Origin of the sequence: Streptomyces sp. R21, from assembly GCF_041051975.1 — a bacterium.
GTDB lineage: Bacteria > Actinomycetota > Actinomycetes > Streptomycetales > Streptomycetaceae > Streptomyces.
On the sequence record NZ_CP163435.1, the window covers coordinates 3,733,805 to 3,752,286 of the forward strand.

The following is an 18,482-nucleotide window of genomic DNA, read 5'->3' on the forward strand; positions in this document are numbered from 1 at the left end:
CCCGGGTCTGTGAAGCGGATCACCATCGGCCGCTTTTGGTTGAAGGTTAAACCTCATTCACGTACTGTCGTCGTTGTCAGCCGATCCCCCCGGATCCGACGCACATCCCGAGAAGGTTGTTTCATGTCTCTCGTTCTTGACCCCGCCGCCCAGGACCTGCTCTTCCGCGAGGCCCGCACCGCGAACACGTTCACCGACGAGCCGGTGACCGAGGAGCAGGTGCAGGCGATCTACGACCTGGTCAAGTACGGCCCGACGGCCTTCAACCAGTCCCCGCTGCGCATCACCCTGGTCCGCTCGGCCGAGGCCCGCGAGCGCCTGGTCCAGCACATGGCCGAGGGCAACCAGCCGAAGACGGCCACCGCCCCGCTGGTCGCGATCCTCTCCGCGGACAACGAGTTCCACGAGGAGCTCCCGGCGCTCTTCCCGCACTTCCCGCAGGCCAAGGACATGTTCTTCGCCGAGCGCCCGGCCCGTGAGGGTGCCGCCGCCCTGAACGCCGCGCTCCAGGCCGCGTACTTCATCATCGGCGTCCGCGCCGCCGGCCTCGCCGCCGGCCCGATGACCGGCCTCGACTTCGCCGGCGTCCAGAAGGAGTTCCTGGACGGCGACCACACCCCGCTGATGGTCATCAACATCGGCAAGCCGGGCGAGGACGCCTGGTTCCCGCGCTCCCCGCGCCTGGACTTCGACCAGGTCGTCACCACGGTCTGAGTCACCCGCCTACACGCACGAGGAGGGCCCCCGGCATCGCGCCGGGGGCCCTCCTCGTCTTTACGGGCGTGCGCGAGGTGTCACGTCGTCTTCGTGGACTCCGCCTTCAGCGACTGCGCCATCTTCGCCAGCTGCGCGAACGAGCCCGTGCCCGCCACCACCGTGGTCGAGCCCTTGGCCTTCAGGACGAGGGCGTCGTACCGGCCGCCCTCGTAGCGCTGCCACGTCCGGTCGCCGATCCGCTCGGTGGCCTTCGTCTCCCTGGCGCCCCCGCTGGCCGTGTCGATGAACACGGCCGGCTTCTGCGTGGACTGCTCTATCGCGACGTACTCGCCGTCGGGAGCATGGAAGCCCAGGTGCCACGCGTCGAACGCGGAGCCGTCATACCGCACCGAGGTCGCCTTCCACGTCTTGGGCAGGCCCTCGGGTGCCGCCACGGGATAGGGAGCCGCGCGGCGCGCCGTGAGCAGTTCGACGCGGTAGTCGACACGCTTGACGTCGGGCGTCCCGCCCTCACCGTGCGGAATGAAGAGGTAGATGACGCTCGCCATGAGCGTGATCACGCCCAGGGAGAGAATCATGTTCCGGACGCTCTGCTTGCCTTTCGTACCTGCCACGCCCCTATCGTCGCAGGTGCAGTGGCCCGCTCATCCGTGGGGCCCCCTGCTCATTTTGTCTGCCTAACGATAGAGTCGGGGCATCACCCTCATCCGGCCGTCGTCGTATCAGAAAGGTGCGTCTCGATGACCGAGCATCATCAGCTGCCGTCCGAACTTGAGGTCTCCCCCGAGGCCCCCGACCGCAACCTCGCCCTGGAACTCGTCCGCGTCACCGAGGCCGCCGCCATGGCCGCGGGCCGCTGGGTGGGCCGCGGGGACAAGAACGGCGCCGACGGCGCCGCCGTACGGGCCATGCGGACCCTCGTCTCCACCGTCTCGATGAACGGCGTCGTCGTCATCGGTGAGGGTGAGAAGGACGAGGCCCCGATGCTCTTCAACGGAGAGCGCGTCGGTGACGGGACCGGTGCCGAGTGCGACATCGCCGTCGACCCGATCGACGGCACCACGCTCACCGCGAAGGGCATGACGAACGCGATCGCCGTGCTCGCGGCCGCCGACCGCGGCACCATGTTCGACCCGTCCGCCGTCTTCTACATGGACAAGCTGGTCACCGGCCCGGAGGCCGCGGACTTCGTCGACATCAACGCGCCCGTCGCGGTGAACATCCGCAGGGTCGCCAAGGCCAAGAAGTCCTCGCCCGAGGACGTCACGGTCGTCATCCTCGACCGGCCGCGCCACGAGGGGATCATCAAGGAGATCCGCGAGACCGGCGCCCGTATCAAGCTGATCTCCGACGGCGACGTCGCGGGTTCCATCCTGGCGCTGCGCGAGGGCACGGGCATCGACCTGCTGCTCGGCATCGGCGGTACGCCCGAGGGCATCATCTCGGCCTGCGCCGTGAAGTGTCTGGGCGGAACCATCCAGGGCAAGCTGTGGCCCAAGGACGACGCGGAGCGCCAGCACGCGATCGACGCGGGCCACGACCTCGACCGCGTGCTCTACACGGACGACCTGGTCTCCGGCGAGAACGTGTTCTTCGTCGCGACCGGCATCACGGACGGCGAGCTGCTGCGCGGGGTGCGCTACCGCGCCGAGACCGCCACGACCGACTCGATCGTGATGCGCTCCAAGTCGGGCACGGTGCGCCAGATCACCTCGGAGCACCGGCTGAGCAAGCTGCGCGCGTACAGCGCGATCGACTTCGACCGCGCCAAGTAGGCACGGACCAAGTACGCACGGAACAAGTAGGCACGGTCGCGGCCGGGTTCGAGGCCGTGGTCGTACGCGAGTGGGGCGCCCCCTGTGCGGAGGGGGCGCCCCACTCGTGTACGGACTATCCGGCCGCTGCTATCTGGCCGGTGGTGCGGGCGGCCTTCTGCAGCTCCAGGTCGCGGCGGCGCCGACGGGCGAGCACGACGCGGCGCTCGGCGGCGGTGAGACCGCCCCACACTCCGTACGGCTCGGGTTGCAGCAGCGCGTGTTCGCGGCACTCGACCATCACCGGGCAGCGGGCACAGACCCGCTTCGCCGCCTCCTCGCGGGAGAGGCGGGCCGCGGTGGGCTCCTTCGAAGGGGCGAAGAACAGGCCGGCCTCGTCGCGTCGGCACACGGCCTCCGTGTGCCATGGCGCTTCCTGATCCCTGTCCCGCACTGGCGCCCGCTGGGCCGGAACGGCAGCTACCTGCAGGGACTGATGCGGCGGTTGCAGCACGGTCTACTCCTGACGACGGCTTAGCGAGCGTGCCGGGCGCGGTGGAATTCCCACAGCGCCCTCCAAGAGACGATGCAGCAAGGCCTACCCGCTGTGCGCGCGCCTATGCACTGAGTTCCGAAGAGCGGAGCGACTCATTCGAATCCGGGCCCGTTGGACCGGGCCTGAGGCGGCAGCGCGCACTCCGGTTGTCGCCCGGACATCTTCCCGACGCCGTCCGGATTCACAAGCGTCAACGGTCCAGGTGCTTGCGCAAACTCCGGTCCACGCGGTCCGCGACACGGTCGAGGATGTCCGCGACGAGCTTGCCCCGCTTGGGCTTCGCCTCGACGTTGCCGAGGACGGCCAGTCCGTCCACGTACACCACAGGTGCCTCGGGGTCGCCCGAGTCCAGCGTGTCCACCTCGAAGTTGCCGAGGACACCGCCGCCGCTGCCGCGCAGCGAGACGTTCTCCGGGACGCGCACCTCGACGTTGCCGAAGACCGAGATCGCCTTGATGACGACCTGCTGGTACTCGAAGATCGCCTCGCTGAGGTCTATCTCGACGCTGCCGAACACGGCGTACGCGTGGATGCGGCGGCCGGCACGCCAGCGGCCCTTGCGCATCGCCGTGCTGAACACCGCCACCACGTTCTCGTCGGCCTCGACGGGGATCGCGCCCGGGGTGGGGCGGTTGGGCACGGCCCCGTACTCGGGGGTCGCGCGGCCGGTGTGGGCGGCGGGCAGATCCCGTACGAACGGCTCCAGCTCGCCCACGGTCTTGGCGGCCAGCACGCCCTCGACCCGCTCGGAGTGCTCCTCCGCGGTGAGCCGGCCCTCGGCGAGAGCGTCACGCAGGATGTCCGCGATGCGGTCGCGGTCGGCGTCGGAGCAGCGCAGCTCGGCGGGTTCGGCGGGCGCGACGGGCCTGCCTGCGGCCGACGGGTCGGGGCGGCTGTCGGTCGGGGCGGGGCTCTTGTGAAGGTCCACGGCAGCAGCGTACCCAAACGCGATAGATCGCGACTAGGGGTGTGGACAACTGTGGAGGACGAAACCGCGGGCCCCTGCACGGCGAACTGAGCCTTACCTCACAAGCTCGCCCTCCCCCGCAGGTTCTACGCTGGTGAGCGCTGCCAATGACTGCCAGCCGCTGTCTCTGTCGAGTGAGGAATGGGCGAGATGCCTGAGTTCGCGTACACCGATCTGCTCCCCCAGGGAGAGGACACCACCCCTTACCGGCTGGTGACCTCCGAGGGTGTCTCCACCTTCGAGGCCGACGGGCGCACGTTCCTCAAGGTCGAGCCGGAGGCGCTGCGCAAGCTCGCCGCGGAGGCCATCCACGACATCCAGCACTACCTGCGCCCCGCGCACCTCGCGCAGCTGCGGCGCATCATCGACGACCCCGAGGCGTCGAACAACGACAAGTTCGTGGCCCTCGACCTGCTGAAGAACGCGAACATCGCGGCGGCGGGCGTGCTCCCCATGTGCCAGGACACCGGCACGGCGATCGTCATGGGCAAGCGCGGACAGCACGTCCTCACCGAAGGTGAGGACGAGAAGGCCCTGTCGCGCGGTATCTACGACGCGTACCAGAACCTGAACCTGCGCTATTCGCAGATGGCCCCGCTGACCATGTGGGACGAGAGGAACACCGGCTCGAACCTGCCGGCGCAGATCGAGCTGTACGCGACCGACGGCGGCGCCTACAAGTTCCTCTTCATGGCCAAGGGCGGCGGCTCCGCCAACAAGTCCTTCCTCTACCAGGAGACGAAGGCGGTCCTCAACGAGGGCTCCATGATGAAGTTCTTGGAGGAGAAGATCCGCTCGCTGGGCACGGCCGCCTGTCCGCCGTACCACCTGGCGATCGTCGTCGGCGGCACGAGCGCCGAGTACGCGCTCAAGACCGCGAAGTACGCCTCCGCGCACTACCTGGACGAGATCCCGGCCGAGGGCTCCGAGCTGGGCCACGGCTTCCGGGACAAGGACCTCGAACAGAAGGTCTTCGAGCTGACGCAGAAGATCGGCATCGGCGCGCAGTTCGGCGGCAAGTACTTCTGCCACGACGTACGGGTCGTCCGCCTCCCCCGCCACGGCGCGTCCTGCCCCGTCGCGATCGCCGTGTCCTGCTCCGCCGACCGCCAGGCCGTCGCGAAGATCACCGCCGAGGGCGTCTTCCTGGAGCAGCTGGAGACGGACCCGGCGCGCTTCCTGCCGGAGACCACGGACGAGCACCTCGACGAGGCGAGCGACGTCGTCAGGATCGACCTGAACCAGCCGATGGAGTCGATCCTCGCCGAGCTGACCAAGTACCCGGTCAAGACCCGGCTGTCGCTGAACGGCCCGCTCGTAGTGGCCCGCGACATCGCGCACGCCAAGATCAAGGAGCGGCTCGACGCGGGCGAGGAGATGCCGCAGTACCTGAAGGACCACCCGGTGTACTACGCGGGCCCGGCGAAGACGCCCGAGGGGTACGCGTCCGGTTCCTTCGGCCCGACCACCGCCGGGCGCATGGACTCCTACGTCGAGCAGTTCCAGGCGGCGGGCGGCTCCAAGGTGATGCTGGCCAAGGGCAACCGCAGCAAGCAGGTGACCGACGCGTGCGACGCCCACGGCGGCTTCTACCTCGGCTCCATCGGCGGCCCCGCCGCCCGCCTCGCCCAGGACTGCATCAAGAAGGTCGAGGTCGTCGAGTACGAGGAGCTCGGCATGGAGGCGGTCTGGAAGATCGAGGTCGAGGACTTCCCGGCGTTCGTCGTCGTCGACGACAAGGGCAACGACTTCTTCCAGAACCCTGCGCCGGAGCCGACGTTCACGCACATTCCGGTACGAGGCCCCGGCCTGGCCTAGTCACCACTGCTCCGCCCGCGTTGTCGGCGCACCCCCGGGTTGAAATAGATCAGCTCGGGGGTGTGCTGTATCCGTTATGACCGACTACCGCATCGAGCACGACTCCATGGGCGAGGTCCGTGTCCCCGCCGACGCCAAGTGGCGGGCCCAGACCCAGCGTGCTGTCGAGAACTTTCCGATCTCCGGGCAGCACCTGGAGCGCGCGCACATCGAGGCGCTGGCGCGGATCAAGGGGGCTGCCGCGAAGGTGAACGCCGAGCTGGGGGTGCTCGGCGAGGACGTCGCCGAGGCCGTGCAGGAGGCGGCGGCGGAGGTGGCCGAGGGGCGGTGGGACGCGGAGTTTCCCGTGGACGTGTTCCAGACCGGGTCCGGGACCTCGTCGAACATGAACACCAACGAGGTCATCGCCACGCTCGCCACCGAGCGGCTCGGCAGGGACGTGCACCCCAATGACCATGTGAACGCCTCGCAGTCGAGCAACGACGTGTTCCCGTCCAGCATTCACATCGCGGCCACCGCGGCCGTCACCCGGGACCTGATTCCCGCGCTGGAGCATCTCGCGGCCGCGCTGGAGCGGAAGTCGGCGGAGTTCGCGGACGTCGTCAAGTCCGGGCGTACGCATCTGATGGACGCCACGCCGGTGACGCTCGGGCAGGAGTTCGGCGGGTACGCGGCGCAGGTGCGGTACGGGGTGGAGCGGCTGACCGCCTCGCTGCCGCGGCTGGCCGAACTGCCGCTCGGGGGGACCGCGGTGGGGACCGGGATCAACACCCCGGTCGGGTTCTCCGCGGCCGTCATCGCGGAGGTCGCCCGGGCCACCGGGCTGCCGCTCACCGAGGCGCGCGACCACTTCGAGGCACAGGGCGCCCGGGACGGGATCGTGGAGACGAGCGGGCAGCTGCGGACCATCGGGGTCGGGCTGACCAAGATCGCCAACGATCTGCGGTGGATGGCCTCGGGACCGCGGACCGGGCTGGCCGAGATCAGCCTTCCCGACCTTCAGCCCGGCTCCTCGATCATGCCCGGCAAGGTCAACCCCGTCATCCCGGAAGCCGTGCTGATGGTCGCCGCCCAGGTGACCGGCAACGACGCGACCGTCGCCGCCGCCGGAGCCGCCGGGAACTTCGAGCTCAACGTGATGCTGCCGGTCATCGCCAAGAACGTCCTCGAATCCATCCGGCTCCTCACCAACGTCTCGCGGCTGCTCGCCGACCGGACCGTCGACGGGATCGTCGCGCACCGCGAACGGGCGCGCGAGTACGCCGAGTCGTCGCCCTCCGTCGTCACGCCGCTCAACAAGTACATCGGGTACGAGGAGGCCGCCAAGGTCGCCAAGAAGGCGCTCGCCGAGCGGAAGACGATCCGCCAAGTCGTCCTGGAGGGCGGGTACGTGGAGCGCGGCGACCTCACCGCACTCCAGCTCGACGAGGCCCTTGATGTCCTGCGGATGACGCACCCGTAACGTCATTCGTCCCCGGGCGGCAACCGTGACGCGCACCGCAGCGTCGTATGCCCGGGGCACCTAATATCTGGCCATGACAGACGGTGGAGCGGTGAGTCGAGTGGAAGCGGGCGGGTCGGCGGCGTACTGGGCCCCCGGAAGTCACATCCTGTGGCGGTACCGGGAGAACGCCGGCGAGCGCGTCCACATCTGCCGTCCCGTGACCGTCGTGCAGGACGACGAGGAACTGCTCGCGGTCTGGATGGCGCCCGGCACCGAGTGCGTGAAGCCGGTGCTCGCCGACGGTACACCCGTGCACGGAGAACCGCTGGAGTCCCGCTACACGAAGGCTCGCACCGTGCAGCGGGACCGCTGGTTCGGCACCGGCGTACTGAAGTTGGCGCGGCCCGGCGAACCGTGGTCGGTGTGGCTGTTCTGGGAGCCGGGCTGGCGTTTCAAGAACTGGTACGTGAACCTTGAGGCGCCGCGCGCGCGTTGGGACGGCGGCGTCGACTCCGAGGACCACTTCCTCGACATCGCCGTGGCCCCCGACCGCAGTTGGCGCTGGCTCGACGAGGACGAGTTCGCGCAGGCACAGCGGGCCGGACTGATGGATACTCAACTGGCCCGGCGGGTAAGGGAAGCGGGGCAGTCGGCCGTGGAGGTGATCCGCGCCTGGGGCCCGCCGTTCTCGGACGGCTGGCAGCACTGGCGCCCGGATCCCGCCTGGCCTGTACCGTCCCTGCCGGACGACTGGGACCGTACGCCCGCGCACGTGTCCTCATGAGACCCTTGATGCGCCCCCGTGGGAGAACCGTAGGATCGTCCTCCGCAAGGGCGCACAGGAGCAACTCCCGCAGCATGCGCTGAGCTTGACCAGATGTCACCGAGGGGCGGCAGGACGTGAGCGAGGGGTACGAGGGCCGCGGCGGCACGGCCCGCACACGGCCGGGCGGGCCGCACCGGCCCGCGCCGGTGTCCGGTCCGACCGCCGATCCGGTGTCCGGTCCGAGGACGGCATCCGCGCCGCCGAGAGCCGGCCGCGTAAGTGCCGAGGCGCAGATTCCGTTCCTGGGGCACACATTCCGGGTATCGGGGCTGCGGGACGAACTGTGCGCCAGGCGCGCAGCCCCTGACGGACGGATTCGACACGCGTGACGGAGCACCCCACAGCGCACGAGCGCCCTCAGCCCGGCGCCGGCCGACCCGCCGCCCCCGCGGACCCCCGCGGGGCGCTCCTGCGTACCCCGGAACAGCCGTCGCAGATCCCGGGGGCAGCCGCGTTACCCCAGCAGGCACGCGCCGGGGACGCCCCGGCGCCCCAGGCCCGTACCGGCGACGCCCCGGGCGCCCCCGGCACCACCACGCCCTGCGGCAAGCGCGCCTCCGACACCGGCGCGCCCACACCCGCTCCCGCCCCCGCCCCCGCCGCGGAACACTCCCAGCCCTCGGCGACCGAGCCCGACCCGCACCGCCCGCGCCCCGCTCCGGAGAGCATCCCGATCCAGCAGGGCTCCGAGCCGGAGCGGCCGCCCGTGTCGCCCGGCGGCACGGGCGGCAACAGCGGCAGGGACCGGCGCACCGGCCAGGGGCTGCCGCCCGGCGGCCCGATGCCGATGCGACGCGACGGGGACCGGCTGCGCTTCGTGGGCGCCGCGACCCGGCGGATCGCCCGCGGCATCGACCTCGACGAGATCGTGATGGGCCTGTGCCGCGCGACCGTGCCGACATTCTCGGACGCGATCCTCGTCTATCTGCGCGACCCGCTGCCCGTCGGCGACGAACGGCCCACCGGGCCCGTCGTGCTGCGGCTGCGGCGCACCGACCGCATCCCCGAGGAGCGGGACACGGAGGGCGGCTTCATGCCCGCGCTCCAGGTCCAGCCCGAGCACTCCGAGCTGTCGGCGCTCACCGCCGAGCTGTGCGAGGTGCGGCCCGGCGGGGCACTCGCCGAGGTGCTGCGCGGTGTACGGCCGGTGTTCGCGGACGCGCCCGGCGCCCGGGCCGCGCTGCCCGAGCTGCTCGGCGACGAGCTGTCGGTGCCGGACGGCCAGCGCGCGATCCTGGCGCCGCTGCGCGGCCGCCGCCGGGTGATCGGCGCGGCGCTCTTCCTGCGCCGCCCGGAACGGCTGGCGTTCGAGACCGACGACCTGCTGGTCGCCGCCCAGCTCGCCACGCACAGCGCGCTCGGCATCGACAAGGCGGTGCTGTACGGCCGCGAGGCGTACATCGCCGACGAGCTGCAGCGCACGATGCTGCCCGAGACCCTGCCGCGCCCGACCGGCGTACGGCTCGCCTCGCGCTACCTCCCGGCCGCCGAGACCGCCCGGGTGGGCGGCGACTGGTACGACGCGATCCCGCTGCCCGGCAGCCGCGTCGCCCTCGTCGTCGGCGACGTCATGGGGCACTCCATGACCTCGGCCGCGATCATGGGTCAGCTGCGCACCACGGCGCAGACGCTCGCCGGGCTCGACCTGCCGCCGCAGGAGGTGCTGCACCACCTCGACGAGCAGGCCCAGCGCCTGGGCACCGACCGCATGGCGACCTGCCTGTACGCCGTCTACGACCCGGTCTCGCACCGCATCACCATCGCCAACGCCGGCCATCCGCCACCGGTCCTGCTGCACCTGGGCGGCCGTGCGGAAGTGCTGCGGGTGCCGCCGGGTGCGCCGATCGGTGTCGGGGGCGTCGACTTCGAGGCCGTGGAACTGGACGCGCCCGCCGGAGCCACCCTGCTGCTCTACACCGACGGTCTGGTCGAGTCCCGGCTGCGGGACGTCTGGACCGGGATAGAGCAGCTGCGCGAGAAGCTCGCCGCCACCGCGCAGCTGACCGGACCCGACCATCCGCCGCCGCTCGAAGCGCTGTGCGACGAGGTGCTCGACATGCTCGGCCCGGGCGACCGGGACGACGACATCGCGCTGCTCGCCGCCCGCTTCGACGGCATCGCGCCGAGCGACGTCGCGTACTGGTTCCTGGAACCGGAGGACGCGGCCCCCGGCCGGGCCCGGAAACTGGCCCGCCGGGCGCTGTCCCGCTGGGGACTCGAGGAGATGAGCGACTCCGTGGAGCTGCTCATCAGCGAGGTCGTGACCAACGCGGTGCGCTACGCGTCGCGGCCGGTCACCCTGCGCCTGCTCCGTACCGACGTACTGCGCTGCGAGGTCGGCGACGACGTCCCGCAGCTGCCGCGGCTGCGCCAGGCGCGCGCCACGGACGAGGGCGGACGCGGGCTGTACCTGGTGAACAAACTGGCCAGACGGTGGGGCGCGACGCGGCTGAGCACGGGGAAGGTCGTCTGGTTCGAGCTGAACCGCCCCTAGGAACAGCGGACGTACGAACGTGAAGAGGGCGCCCGGTGAAGTACCGGGCGCCCTCTTCACGCGCTCACTGCAGGTTCGGCTGGACCGGATCCTCCGGAATCCCGTCGGTCGCCGTGGACGTCGGTGTCCTCGTCGGCGTCCTGGTGGGCCTGCTGGTCGTCGGCGTCTCGCTCGGCGTGGGCGACTCGCTCGTGGGCGTCGGCGACTCGGTCGTCGGCTCCGCCGAGGTCGGCGTCGACGACGGCGTCTCGCTCGGCTTCTCGGTGAACGTCGGCGTCTCGGTGGGCTCGACGGCCGCGCCCTGCTTGGTGTCCAGCACGAACTTGGTGGACTTGGTGTCCGCGCTGAAGGTGTACGCCGCCCAGATCTGGGCGGGGTAGCCACCACCGTTGATACGGCCCACACCCGGCAGGAGCCCGGTCGCGCCCGAGAGGGAGACCTGGGCGTGCGACTTGGGGTTCTCGCCGAACAGGCCGACCGAGGTGACCAGGTTCGGCGTGTAGCCGGTGAACCAGGCCGACTTGTTGTTGTCGGACGTACCCGTCTTGCCCGCGACGTGCTGGCCCTGCCGGTTGGCCGCCTGGGACACCGACTGCTGCGCCGTACCGTCGTTGACCACGCCGGTCAGCACCGAGGTGACCGTGTCGGCGGCTTCCTCGCTGATGACCTGGTCGCCGATCGGGGGCGGGACGGTGACCGAGAAGTCCTTGTGCTCGGCCGACGCGAGGATGGACGGGGTGACCTTCTTGCCGTGGTTGTCGAGCGTCGCGTAGACGCCGGCCATCTCCAGCGGACTCGCGCCCATGGTGCCCAGGGTCTGCGCGGGCACCGCCTGAAGGCCGTCGACGTCCAGGCCGAGGTTGCCCGCGGTCTTCAGCACGTTGTCCATGCCGACGTCGACGCCCATCTGCGCGAAGACGGAGTTGATGGACGCGTTCATCGCGCGCTGGACGGTGACGTTGCCGTAGTCACGGTCGTCCTCGTTGGGCGGCGAGAAGGCGATGTCGCTGCCCTTGACCGAGCGGCCGCTCGTGCCGTCGTAGATCGTGTTCGCCGTGATCGACCGGCCGTCCTGCGTCTTGGCGTCCTGGTCCAGGGCCGCCGCGAAGATCAGCGGCTTGAAGGTGGACGCGGGCTGGTAGTCCCGGCGGGTCGCGTTGTTCGTGAAGTGCTTGAGGTAGTCCGTGCCGCCGTACATCGCCACGACCTTGCCGGTCTTCGGATCCACGGAGGCGGCGCCCGCCTGGACGGCGTCGTCGACCTTGCGCTTCTTGCCGTTCAGCTTGCTCGCCAGCTTCGTCTTGACGGCCTTCTCGAGCTGCGCCTGCTTCTTCTTGTCGATGTTCAGGGTGATGGTCCAGCCGCCCTTGTCGACGAGCGCCTTGGCGTCGTTGATGTCGGAGGCCGTGCCGTCGCTCACGAGCTGCTTCGCGAGCTGGTTGTTGGCCGCGTCGACCAGGTAGCCGATCTGGCCGCCCATGCCGGCCGAGCCCTTGGGGTCCTTGGGCTTCGGGAACTGCATGGCCTGGCGGTCGGACTGCTTGAGCCATCCCTCCTCGACCATGTTGTCCAGGACGTAGTTCCAGCGGGCCTTCACCAGCCTCTTGCCGGTGGGCGTGGCGGACGTCCAGTCGTACTGGCTGGGGGCCTGGAGGAGTGCCGCGAGGTACGCGCCCTTCGCGACGCTGAGGTCCTTCGCGTCGACGCCGTAGTACGCCTGGGCGGCGGCCTGGATGCCGTACGCGCCGCGGCCGTAGTAGCTGGTGTTGATGTACCCCGCGAGGATGTAGTCCTTGGACTTCTGGCGGTCCACCTTCAGCGAGATGACCAGTTCCTTCAGCTTGCGCGTGACGGTCTGGTCCTGGCTGAGGTAGTAGTTCTTGACGTACTGCTGGGTGATCGTCGAACCACCCTGTTTGCCCTTGCCGGAGAGCGTGTTGATCAGACCGCGGGCCGTTCCCCTGAAGTCGACGCCGGAGTCCTTGTAGAAGGACTTGTTCTCGGCGGCGACATAGGTGAGCTGGACCTTCTTCGGGATCTTGTCCAGGTCGACGATCTCGCGGTTGACGTCACCGTCGCGGGTGAGGGTCGAGCCGTCGCTGTACTTGTAGACGTTGCTCTGCAGCTGCGCGGCCGCGTTGCCCTTGGGTATGTCGATCCACAGGTACAGCCCGACGAAGGCGGCCATACCGAGCAGGATCATGCCGAAGATCGTGCCGACGACCTTCTTCCAGGTGAAGAACCGGCGTATGCCCGTCTTCGCACCGGCCTTGCCGCCCGCCTTGCGACCTGCCTTGCCGCCCGCCGCGGCACGAGCTTCGGCTCGGGTCCCGGTCACGCTGCCGGTTCCGGTTGTCGCTCCGGTTCCGGTTGCGGTTCCCGTTCCGGTTGCGGTTCCGGTTCCGGTTCCGGACGAGCGCTTGGGCGCCGCGCGGCGGCCACCGCGCTGCCGCGCTCGTCTGTCTTCCGCTCGTCCCATGGGTCCGATCCGCTCCGCTTCGTCCTCGTGTCGCGATCTCGTGTCGCGTGCGTCCTTGTGCGTCACACAGGTTCGTCGCTCAGGTCAGCTCAGAAAACTAACACCGCGCGATATGACAAAGGGCTGCCGATCCGGTCTTTTACGGACGTGAGAATCAGCACCCGCTTTCAGGGCAACCGGCCGCTGCCCTCACTCCAGCCCCCCAAGAATCCGACGATCGACGGGCTTCGAAGGTTGCCAGGGCGGGTAAAGTGATATCACTTAGCTAGACAGTTGCTAGCGGCCATCGAGACGTCGGCACCAAGCCGCCCGCATCGGGACGCCGCCATCGAAACGGGGGACCACCATGCCCACGCACGACTCCGATCACGACTCCGCACCCACCGCCGACGTACCCGAGATGCCCGCCCCGCGGGTCCGCGAGTTCGCCGCGCACAGCATCGGCGGCGGGCTCGCCCTCATCCTCGGCCTGCTCGGACTGCTGGCCACCGTCGGGCTGCTCGCATCCGCCTCCGCGGTCACGGCGCCGGGCGCCAAGGCCGCGCTGATCGTCGGCGGCATCCTCGTCTTCCTCGCCGCCGTCATCGCCATGCGCGGGCTCAACACGGTGGCCCCGGGCGAGGCCCGAGTCGTCCAGCTCTTCGGGCGCTACCGGGGGACGATCCGACAGGACGGCCTGCGCTGGGTGAACCCCTTCACCTCGCGCACCAAGGTCTCGACCCGCGTCCGCAACCACGAGACCGCCGTCCTCAAGGTCAACGACGCCTACGGCAACCCGATCGAGCTCGCCGCGGTCGTGGTGTGGAAGGTCGAGGACACCGCGCAGGCCACCTTCGAGGTGGACGACTTCCTGGAGTTCGTCGCCACGCAGACCGAGGCGGCCGTGCGGCACATCGCCATCGAGTACCCCTACGACGCCCACGACGAGGGCGGTCTCTCGCTGCGCGGCAACGCCGAGGAGATCACCGAGAAGCTCGCCGTCGAACTGCACGCGCGCGTGGAGGCCGCCGGTGTGCAGATCATCGAGTCCCGCTTCACGCATCTCGCGTACGCTCCCGAGATCGCCTCCGCGATGCTCCAGCGGCAGCAGGCGGGGGCGGTCGTCGCGGCACGGCGGCAGATCGTGGACGGAGCGGTCGGGATGGTCGAGGCGGCGCTCGCCCGGATCACCGAGCAGGACATCGTGGAGCTCGACAACGAACGGAAGGCGGCCATGGTGTCGAACCTGATGGTGGTGCTGTGCGGGGACCGCGCACCGCAGCCCGTCCTGAACACCGGCACCCTCTACCAGTGACGGCACCCTCCGAGGGGTCGGCCTCCGAGCCCCAGCGGCGGCCGCAGCAGCGCAAGCAGGTGCTGCTGCGGCTTGATCCGCTCGTCTACGACGCGTTGGCCCGCTGGGCGGGGGACGAGTTGCGGTCCGCCAATGCGCAGATCGAGTTCCTGCTGCGGCGGGCCCTCGGCGAAGCGGGGCGGCTTCCCGGCGGGGCCGGGCCGATCGCTCGCCGGGGGCGGCCGCCCGCCTCGGAGGAACCCGGGGACTAGGCGGCTGTGCGGGTTTTTCGCCCCCTCCGCCCCTACCCTGCCCGTCATCCTGGGGGCTGCGCCCCCTCTCCCCCGCCATCGGCCTGAACGGCCTCGTCCTCAAACTCCCCCACTCTCGGCTTCGCTCGAGCGGGGGGACCCCCACGACGGGCTGAATAACCCCCGCCAGGCCCAGTAGCAGAACCGTGACAATCGGTCCTGGCCTGCGCACCCGCACCCCTCCCGCACCCTCCGCCACCGTCTATTCGCGGTGTGTATACGCCAGGTGTATACGCCGTGTGTACAGTGCTCCCATGTCCATCGGTCACACTCTTCTCGGGCTCCTTGAGTCCGGGCCCCGACATGGTTACGACCTCAAGCGGGCCTTCGACGAAAAGTTCGGTCACGACCGGCCGCTGCACTACGGCCAGGTCTACTCGACCATGTCCCGACTGCTGAAGAACGGTCTCGTCGAGGTCGACGGGATAGAGGCGGGGGGCGGGCCCGAGCGCAAGCGGTACGCCATCACCGAGGCCGGCATCACCGACGTACAGCGGTGGCTGGCGACGCCCGAGAAGCCCGAGCCGTATCTGCAGTCGACGCTCTACACGAAGGTCGTCCTCGCGCTGCTCACGCACCGCGACGCGTCCGGGATCCTCGACACGCAGCGATCCGAACACCTGCGCATGATGCGCATCCTCACCGACCGCAAGCGCAAGGGCGATCTCGCGGACCAGCTGATCTGCGACCACGCCCTGTTCCACCTGGAGGCCGACCTGCGCTGGCTCGAACTGACCGCCGCCCGTCTCGACAAGCTCGCCGAAGTGGTGGTCCGATGACAACGCATCCCGCCGGTTCGCTGCTCGCCGCCTCGGAGCTGCGCAAGGCCTACGGGCCCACGCTGGCGCTCGACGGTGCCGAGTTCTCCATCCACCCCGGCGAGGTCGTCGCGGTGATGGGCCCCTCCGGCTCCGGCAAGTCGACCCTGCTGCACTGCCTCGCCGGGATCGTGCCGCCCGACTCGGGCTCGATCATGTACAACGGCCGGGAGATGGCCGGGATGAGCGACCGGGAGCGCAGTGCGCTGCGGCGCAGCGACTTCGGGTTCGTCTTCCAGTTCGGGCAGCTGGTCCCGGAGTTGACCTGTGTCGAGAACGTCGCGCTGCCGCTGCGGCTGAACGGCACCGGGCGCAAGGAGGCCGAGCGCACCGCCCTTTCGTGGATGGAGCGCCTGGAGGTCGACGACCTGAAGGGCAAGCGGCCCGGCGAGGTCTCCGGCGGTCAGGGGCAGCGCGTGGCCGTGGCCCGCTCGCTGGTCACCAGCCCGCGGGTGCTGTTCGCGGACGAGCCCACCGGCGCCCTCGACTCGCTCAACGGCGAACGGGTGATGGAGCTGCTCACGGAGGCCGCCCGGTCCACCAACGCCGCCGTCGTGCTCGTCACGCACGAGGCGCGGGTTGCCGCGTACTCCGACCGCGAGATCGTCGTACGCGACGGGAAGTCCCGGGACATGGAGCGCATCGTATGAGTGCACGTCAGGGGGCTCGCGATCTGGCCATGGGCGTGCGGTTCGCGTTCACCGGGGGCCGCGAGGGATGGGTGCGGGCCGTGCTCACGGCGGTCGGCGTCGGGCTGGGCGTGGCGCTGCTGCTGCTCACCACGGCGATACCGAGCGCGCTGCAGTCGCGGCACGACCGCGAGCGCGCCCGCAACGACATGACGTACAGCTCGGTGGTCAAGAAGAAGTCGGACCGCACGCTGCTCGTCGCCAGCACCGAGACCTCCTTCCGCGACCTCGACGTCCGCGGGCGGCTGCTGGAGCCCGAGGGGAGCCGGCCGCCCATGCCGCCGGGGGTGTCCAAGCTCCCCGCGCCCGGGGAGATGGTCGTCTCCCCCGCGCTCGACCGATTGCTGAAGTCCGCCGACGGCAAGCTGCTGCGTGAGCGGATCACCTATCGCGTGACCGGAACCATCGCCGACGCCGGTCTGATCGGCCCGCACGAACTCGCCTACTACGCGGGCAGCGCCGATCTGCACCCACGCTCGGACAGCGGGCGGACCGAGCGCATCGACTCCTTCGGCTCCAAGCCGGAGTCCGAGCCGATGGACCCGATCCTCTTGCTGCTCATCCTCATCGTCTTCGTGGTGCTGCTGATGCCGGTCGGCGTCTACATCGCCGCGGCCGTCCGTTTCGGCGGCGAGCGGCGCGACCGCAGGCTCGCCGCGCTGCGGCTGGTCGGCGCGGACGGCGGGATGGCGCGGCGGATCGCGGCGGGCGAGGCGATGGCCGGAGCGGTGCTGGGCCTTGTGCTGGGCGCCGGGTTCTTCCTGCTCGGGCGTCAACTCGCCGGGCAGATCACGGTGTTCGAGATCAGTGTGTTCCCGAGCGACCTCAACCCGACGCCCGCGCTGGCCGCGCTGATCGCCCTCGCCGTCCCGGCGGCCGCGGTCGCGGTGACGCTCTTCGCGCTGCGCGGTGTCGTCATCGAACCGCTCGGCGTGGTGCGCACGGCGAAGCCCTCGCGGCGCCGGCTGTGGTGGCGGCTGCTGCTGCCGGTCGGCGGACTCGGGCTGCTTTACCCGATGATCGGCAAGGGCCGGGACAACGGGGACTTCAACCAGTACATGGTCACCGGCGGTGTCATCCTGCTGCTGGTCGGCGTCACCGCGCTGCTGCCGTGGGTCGTCGAAGCGGTGGTCGCCCGGCTGAACCCCGGCGGCGTCGCCGGGCAACTGGCCATTCGCAGGCTCCAGTTGAGCAGCGGCACGGCGGCCCGCATGGTGAACGGCATCGCGGTCGCGGTGGCCGGTGCGATCGCCCTGCAGATGCTCTTCGCCGGGGTCGAGGGCGACTACACGAAGGACACCACTCAGGACCTCTCGCGGGCCCAGATGTCCGTCAACGTGCCGAACGGCGTCTCGCTGTCCGACGCCACCCGGCAGCTCGCGCGGACCAAGGGCGTGCGCCATGTGACGGCGCTGTCCTCCGGCTCTCTCGGCAACCGCCCCAAGGAACCCGGCCACACCTCGGACCTGACCATCGGCGACTGCCGGGCGCTGCGCGAGGTGGCCAGGCTGCCCTCCTGCCACGACGGCGACACCTTCGTCCTCCGGCACACCGAGGACACCGACACCCCGATGATGATCAAGCCGGGCCGGACGGTCTACCTCGACTACTCCTACAACGGCGAGCCCAGGGGCAAGGAGGTCGCCTGGCAGGTGCCGGCGAACATTCGGAAGGCCAAGTCGCGCAACGACCCCACGGGCTACGAGCGCTGGGGCGTCCTCGCCACACCGGCCGCGGTGTCCGCGCAGGCGAAGGCGGCGGTGAGCGGGCAGGTCTTCCTGGGCCTCGACACCTCCGTGCCGGACGTCCGCGAGTACGTACGCAACACCGCCGCGCACGTGAATCCGCTGGTGGATCCCATGACCTGGACGAGCACCACGCAGTCCAAGCGCTTCACCTCCATCCGCACCGGCCTGTTCGTCGGCGCCACCTGCGTCCTCATGCTGATCGGCGCGAGCCTGCTCGTCTCCCAGCTGGAGCAGCTGCGCGAACGCAAGAAGCTGCTGTCCGCGCTGGTCGCCTTCGGCACCCGGCGCCGCACGCTGAGCCTGTCGGTGCTGTGGCAGACGGCGATCCCGATCGCGCTCGGCCTCGCGCTGGCGTCGGCGGTGGGGCTGACCCTGGGCACGGTGCTGCTGAAGATGACGGACACCCCGGTACGGGTGGACTGGGCGGGCGTGGTGGCGATGACCGGCATCGGCGCGGGCGTCGTCCTGCTGGTGACGGCGTTCAGCCTGCCGCCGCTGCTGCGGCTGATGCGGCCGGACGGGCTGCGTACGGAGTAGCGGGCGCGAGCCTCGCGAGCCGGCCGGCCCTTCCTCCACCCGGGGAAGGGC

General features: G+C 70.2%; 15 protein-coding genes. 11 read left to right on the forward strand and 4 right to left on the reverse strand.

Annotation, left to right across the window (positions count from 1 at the left end; all coding sequences use genetic code 11):
• Positions 1 to 123 precede the first annotated feature (123 nt).
• Positions 124 to 714: a malonic semialdehyde reductase gene (locus AB5J56_RS16640; RefSeq protein WP_369233517.1), complete on the forward strand. Its 591-nt coding sequence runs from the start codon at positions 124 to 126 to the stop codon at positions 712 to 714.
• An 80-nt stretch (positions 715 to 794) separates the two neighbouring features.
• Here the strand turns inward: AB5J56_RS16640 and AB5J56_RS16645 are convergent, their stop codons facing one another.
• Positions 795 to 1,331 (reverse strand): DUF4245 domain-containing protein, encoded by a 537-nt coding sequence (locus AB5J56_RS16645; RefSeq protein WP_369233518.1) that lies wholly within the window; start codon positions 1,329 to 1,331, stop codon positions 795 to 797.
• Positions 1,332 to 1,457: 126 nt separating this feature from the next.
• Between AB5J56_RS16645 and glpX the strand changes: the two genes are divergently transcribed.
• Positions 1,458 to 2,492: a class II fructose-bisphosphatase gene (gene glpX / locus AB5J56_RS16650; protein ID WP_369233519.1), complete on the forward strand. Its 1,035-nt coding sequence runs from the start codon at positions 1,458 to 1,460 to the stop codon at positions 2,490 to 2,492.
• A 115-nt stretch (positions 2,493 to 2,607) separates the two neighbouring features.
• Here the strand turns inward: glpX and AB5J56_RS16655 are convergent, their stop codons facing one another.
• Positions 2,608 to 2,985, reverse strand: a complete 378-nt coding sequence (locus AB5J56_RS16655) for a WhiB family transcriptional regulator (protein WP_369233520.1) — start codon at positions 2,983 to 2,985, stop codon at positions 2,608 to 2,610.
• Positions 2,986 to 3,217: 232 nt separating this feature from the next.
• Entirely contained in the window at positions 3,218 to 3,865 is a 648-nt protein-coding gene (locus AB5J56_RS16660) for a DUF1707 domain-containing protein (protein ID WP_369242583.1), read from the reverse strand.
• A gap of 279 nt (positions 3,866 to 4,144) precedes the next feature.
• Between AB5J56_RS16660 and AB5J56_RS16665 the strand changes: the two genes are divergently transcribed.
• From AB5J56_RS16665 to AB5J56_RS16680, 4 genes are all read left to right on the forward strand, one after another.
• The gene (locus tag AB5J56_RS16665) at positions 4,145 to 5,812 is read left to right on the forward strand and encodes a fumarate hydratase (protein ID WP_369233521.1); all 1,668 of its coding nucleotides are present in this window, start codon (positions 4,145 to 4,147) and stop codon (positions 5,810 to 5,812) included.
• 76 nt (positions 5,813 to 5,888) lie between these two features.
• Positions 5,889 to 7,274, forward strand: coding sequence for a class II fumarate hydratase (locus AB5J56_RS16670; protein ID WP_369233522.1), 1,386 nt, complete (start codon positions 5,889 to 5,891; stop codon positions 7,272 to 7,274).
• A gap of 73 nt (positions 7,275 to 7,347) precedes the next feature.
• Entirely contained in the window at positions 7,348 to 8,040 is a 693-nt protein-coding gene (locus AB5J56_RS16675; protein ID WP_369233523.1) for a DUF402 domain-containing protein, read from the forward strand.
• 367 nt (positions 8,041 to 8,407) lie between these two features.
• Complete coding sequence (locus AB5J56_RS16680) at positions 8,408 to 10,576, forward strand: SpoIIE family protein phosphatase (protein ID WP_369233524.1); 2,169 nt, start codon at positions 8,408 to 8,410, stop codon at positions 10,574 to 10,576.
• A 64-nt stretch (positions 10,577 to 10,640) separates the two neighbouring features.
• Here the strand turns inward: AB5J56_RS16680 and AB5J56_RS16685 are convergent, their stop codons facing one another.
• Entirely contained in the window at positions 10,641 to 13,055 is a 2,415-nt protein-coding gene (locus tag AB5J56_RS16685) for a transglycosylase domain-containing protein (protein ID WP_369233525.1), read from the reverse strand.
• 346 nt (positions 13,056 to 13,401) lie between these two features.
• Between AB5J56_RS16685 and AB5J56_RS16690 the strand changes: the two genes are divergently transcribed.
• From AB5J56_RS16690 to AB5J56_RS16710, 5 genes are all read left to right on the forward strand, one after another.
• Positions 13,402 to 14,349: an SPFH domain-containing protein gene (locus AB5J56_RS16690; protein ID WP_369233526.1), complete on the forward strand. Its 948-nt coding sequence runs from the start codon at positions 13,402 to 13,404 to the stop codon at positions 14,347 to 14,349.
• Complete coding sequence (locus tag AB5J56_RS16695) at positions 14,346 to 14,600, forward strand: hypothetical protein (protein ID WP_369233527.1); 255 nt, start codon at positions 14,346 to 14,348, stop codon at positions 14,598 to 14,600. Before AB5J56_RS16690 ends, AB5J56_RS16695 begins: the two co-directional genes overlap by 4 nt.
• Before the next feature lie 293 nt (positions 14,601 to 14,893).
• Positions 14,894 to 15,418: a PadR family transcriptional regulator gene (locus tag AB5J56_RS16700; RefSeq protein WP_356136740.1), complete on the forward strand. Its 525-nt coding sequence runs from the start codon at positions 14,894 to 14,896 to the stop codon at positions 15,416 to 15,418.
• On the forward strand, positions 15,415 to 16,107 hold the full coding sequence (locus AB5J56_RS16705; RefSeq protein WP_369233528.1) for an ABC transporter ATP-binding protein: 693 nt from the start codon (positions 15,415 to 15,417) through the stop codon (positions 16,105 to 16,107). The genes AB5J56_RS16700 and AB5J56_RS16705 overlap by 4 nt, the downstream gene beginning before the upstream one ends.
• A complete protein-coding gene (locus AB5J56_RS16710; RefSeq protein ID WP_369233529.1) occupies positions 16,104 to 18,431 on the forward strand; it encodes an ABC transporter permease in 2,328 nt (775 codons plus the stop codon). Before AB5J56_RS16705 ends, AB5J56_RS16710 begins: the two co-directional genes overlap by 4 nt.
• Positions 18,432 to 18,482 lie beyond the last annotated feature (51 nt).

What these genes read in the sequence shown, in the direction of transcription:
- AB5J56_RS16640 (WP_369233517.1), top strand. Translation starts at nt 124, where the DNA reads ATGTCTCTCGTTCTTGACCCCGCCGCCCAGGACCTGCTCTTCCGCGAG.
- glpX (WP_369233519.1), top strand. Translation starts at nt 1,458, where the DNA reads ATGACCGAGCATCATCAGCTGCCGTCCGAACTTGAGGTCTCCCCCGAG.
- AB5J56_RS16665 (WP_369233521.1), top strand. Translation starts at nt 4,145, where the DNA reads ATGCCTGAGTTCGCGTACACCGATCTGCTCCCCCAGGGAGAGGACACC.
- AB5J56_RS16670 (WP_369233522.1), top strand. Translation starts at nt 5,889, where the DNA reads ATGACCGACTACCGCATCGAGCACGACTCCATGGGCGAGGTCCGTGTC.
- AB5J56_RS16675 (WP_369233523.1), top strand. Translation starts at nt 7,348, where the DNA reads ATGACAGACGGTGGAGCGGTGAGTCGAGTGGAAGCGGGCGGGTCGGCG.
- AB5J56_RS16685 (WP_369233525.1), bottom strand. Translation starts at nt 13,055, where the DNA reads ATGGGACGAGCGGAAGACAGACGAGCGCGGCAGCGCGGTGGCCGCCGC.
- AB5J56_RS16690 (WP_369233526.1), top strand. Translation starts at nt 13,402, where the DNA reads ATGCCCACGCACGACTCCGATCACGACTCCGCACCCACCGCCGACGTA.
- AB5J56_RS16700 (WP_356136740.1), top strand. Translation starts at nt 14,894, where the DNA reads ATGTCCATCGGTCACACTCTTCTCGGGCTCCTTGAGTCCGGGCCCCGA.
- AB5J56_RS16705 (WP_369233528.1), top strand. Translation starts at nt 15,415, where the DNA reads ATGACAACGCATCCCGCCGGTTCGCTGCTCGCCGCCTCGGAGCTGCGC.
- AB5J56_RS16710 (WP_369233529.1), top strand. Translation starts at nt 16,104, where the DNA reads ATGAGTGCACGTCAGGGGGCTCGCGATCTGGCCATGGGCGTGCGGTTC.